This window comes from Sutterella parvirubra YIT 11816, assembly GCF_000250875.1.
GTDB lineage: Bacteria > Pseudomonadota > Gammaproteobacteria > Burkholderiales > Burkholderiaceae_F > Sutterella > Sutterella parvirubra.
Map to the genome: position 1 here is coordinate 15,109 of NZ_JH605011.1, position 1,916 is coordinate 17,024.

Sequence of the window (1,916 nt, forward strand, 5' to 3'; positions counted from 1 at the left end):
CTCCGGCATCCGCTTCGCCGCGGTGCCGCTCGGCCACGAGCTTTCGAGCTTCGTGCTCGCGCTCCTTCAGGCGGGCGGGCACCCGAGCAAGGCTTCGCCGGCGATCATCGAGCGCGTCAAGGCGCTCTGCGGCTCGTACGACTTCGAAGTCTTCATGAGCCTCTCCTGCCACAACTGCCCGGACGTCGTCCAGGCGCTGAACCTCATGGCGGTGCTCAACCCCTGCGTGCGCACGACGGTGATCGACGGCGCGCTCTTCCAGGATGAGGCGAAGGCCCGCCGCGTGATGGCGGTCCCGGCGGTGTTCCTGAACGGCGAACCCTTCATGACGGGCCGCGCCGATTTGGGCGCCATCCTCGACAAGCTGGGCGCCGAACCCGCGAAGCCCGCCGCGCTCACCGAAAAGGCGAGCTTCGACGTGCTCGTCGTCGGTGCCGGTCCCGCCGGCGCCACCGCGGCGCTCTACGCCGCCCGCAAGGGTCTTCGCACCGGGATGCTCGCCGAGCGTCCGGGCGGCCAGGTGAACGAAACGTCGTCCGTCGAGAACCTCACCTCGGTGAAGACGATCGAAGGTCCCGCTCTCGCGCGCAACATCATGGCGCACGTCGAGGAGTACGACGTCGACGTGATGTCGGGCGAGCGCGCCGTGGAAGTCCGCCGTGCGGACGGCCTCTGGCACGTGCGCACCGCCTCCGGGGCGCTGCTGCGCACCCGTGCGCTCATCGTCGCTTCGGGCGCCCGTTGGAAGACGCTCGACGTTCCGGGTGAGGAGGAGCTCCGCGGCCGCGGCGTCGCCTACTGCCCGCACTGTGACGGTCCGCTCTTCAAGGGGAAGGACGTCGTCGTGGTGGGCGGCGGCAACTCCGCCGTCGAGGCCGCGATCGACCTCGCCGGGATCTGCAGGCACGTCACGCTGCTGCAGCGGAGCCCGCGCCTTCGCGCCGATGCGGTGCTCTGCCGCCGCGTCGCCGAAACCCCGAACGTCACCGTCCGCTGCGGCGTGAAGATCGACGGGCTCGAAGGCACCGACGTCATGGAGGCGATCCGCATCACGGACCGCGAATCCGGCCGTGAAGAGCGCATCGCCGCCGAAGGCTGCTTCGTGCAGATCGGCCTCACGCCCAACACCGAGTGGCTGGACGGCGTGGTCTCGCGCAACCGTTGGGGTGAAATCCTCACGGACAAGCACGGCGCCACCGACGCCGAGGGGATCTTCGCCGCGGGCGACTGCACGGCGACCCCGTACAAGCAGGTCGTCATTTCGATGGGCGACGGCGCTCGCGCCTCGCTCGGCGCCTTCGACTGGCTGATCCGCCAGCCGTCCTAAACGCCGGACGACGCCGGACGACCCAGAAACCACCCTCCGCCGGACCCGTCTTCCTTCTGGGAAACGGGTCCGACGTTTTTCGCGCCGTACCCGGGAAGGCGCCTCACCGGGCGTCCCGCGGGTGCGCCACTGTGGCACACTAAGGCGTTCTTCAACTTCGAAGCGAAACCGGACGTCATGCGGAGCCTGCGCATCCTTCTCACCATCCTCGCCCTTCTAGGGCTTCTGCTCCTCGGCCTCGTCGCCTCGCTCTGGGCGTGGGTGACGCCCGAGCGCGTGCGTCTCCAGGTGGTCGACGCCGTGCGCTCGAACCTCGGGCTCACGATCGTGATGGAGAATCCGACGGCGCTCCATCGGCTCCCGTCCCTCACCTTCACGATCCCCGAAGGGATGCTCTGCCCGCCCGGAGAAACCGGGGGCGACGCGTGCGCGCGCTTTGAGCGGATCGACGTCCGCATGAATCCCTTCGCGGTCTTCGCGCCGTCGCCGCGCCTCAACGACGTCACCATCACGGGGCTCCGGATGACGCTCTCGCGCGCGGGGACCTCGGAGCGGTTCTTTCAGACGCTCGGCTCGGGCGGCTGGAACA

The 1,916-nt window shown here is 69.4% G+C and carries 2 protein-coding genes; both read left to right on the forward strand.

Features of this window, described 5'->3' with window-relative positions; all coding sequences use genetic code 11:
- On the forward strand, window positions 1-1,327 hold a 1,327-nt coding region (ahpF, locus tag HMPREF9440_RS08780), incomplete at its 5' end, for an alkyl hydroperoxide reductase subunit F (protein ID WP_008543436.1).
- Window positions 1,328-1,504: 177 nt separating this feature from the next.
- A partial coding sequence (locus tag HMPREF9440_RS11545; RefSeq protein ID WP_172634299.1) for an AsmA family protein occupies window positions 1,505-1,916 on the forward strand: 412 nt, incomplete at its 3' end.